Here is a 1,189-nt window from a genome sequence, read left to right as displayed (position 1 = left end):
AAAGGGCTCATCCGAGGCGAGGCCCGACGCTGCCGAACCGGAGGCGGCGATGCCGATTGCCCAGACCACGACGCAGGCATCCCTGTTGAGCGAGCCCGAATGGGTCATTCTCTTCGCCGGACACGACCTGAGTTCCTTCAACGCCGTCGGCGATGCCCAGTGGAACATCATCGACGACTACGTGGAGGCCGACGGCTACACGGGTTCCTTCCTGGTCACGAGGGGACACTACACTGACTTTCTGTTGCAGGCGGATTTCTGGCCTGGCGCCGGTTCCAACAGCGGCATCTTTATTCGCAACGGCGACCCCCAGGCGATCAGCGCGATGGGCGGTTACGAGGTCAATATCTACGATACCAACGAGAACCCGGACAACCGGACGGGTTCGATCGTGGGTCACCAGCCGCCGAGGGTCGAAGTGTTGACCGAGGAGCAATGGAATACCTACGAGATCACGGCGCAGGGCAACCGCATCACCGTGGTGTTGAACGGCACGCGCACGGCCGACCTCGAGGATGACACCCACGCCAATGGTCCCATCGCGTTTCAAAACAATGGCGGGCTGATCCGGTTTCGGAATATCAGGTTGCGACCGCTTTGAGGGACACATAGCGGGCCTGATGGAAAGCACGTCGCTGCCGCGAATCGGCGTGGTTCCAGTTTGAGACTTTCTGGGGCCGCGCGGGCGTAAGGGCGTTTTTCAGTCGCTCCGATGCCGTAGCTGCATGGCCGACAAGCGGCCGTCGGCCGCCGGTTGATACCAGACATCGAAGTCTTCGGAGGCGACTCGCAGATCGCCCAGCGGGTCATCGCTTTGCAGTTCGAATGCGTCGAATCCGGTGCGCTCCATGAAGTGAAGCTGCTCCAGCAGCACGTCTCCCACCGCCCTGATCTCGCCGTCGAAGCGGTACTGCCCGCGAAGCAGCCGGGCGTAGGAGTACGCTCGCCCATCCCTGAACACCGGAAACTCCAGCGCGACCAGGGCCAGCGATTCGAGGTCGCCGGCGATCAGTTCCGGCGGCTGATCGCTCCTGAGCTTGATGCCGACGGGGTCGGCCCGCTGCGTCAGCTGCTCCCGGTGGGATTGCCACTGATGCAGATCCACCAGAACGGGGCCGCCTGCGGGAATCGTCTCCTGCCCGGTGGCATCGACGAATGGATCGTCGATCATCGCGTTGTTTTTCAGCAG

General features: G+C 62.6%; 2 protein-coding genes. One reads left to right on the top strand and one right to left on the bottom strand.

Features of this window, described 5'->3' with window-relative positions:
- Positions 1 to 601: DUF1080 domain-containing protein (locus tag OXG98_06675; GenBank protein MCY3771687.1), on the top strand; the 601-nt coding region annotated here is incomplete at its 5' end.
- Between the two features lie 99 nt (positions 602 to 700).
- On the opposite strand, the gene OXG98_06670 is transcribed toward OXG98_06675, so the two are convergent.
- Positions 701 to 1,189: DUF934 domain-containing protein (locus OXG98_06670; protein MCY3771686.1), on the bottom strand; the 489-nt coding region annotated here is incomplete at its 5' end.

Source organism: Gemmatimonadota bacterium (genome assembly GCA_026706345.1).
Classification (GTDB): Bacteria; JAAXHH01; JAAXHH01; order JAAXHH01; family JAAXHH01; genus JAAXHH01.
This window is presented reverse-complemented; position numbering and strand designations above follow the sequence as displayed.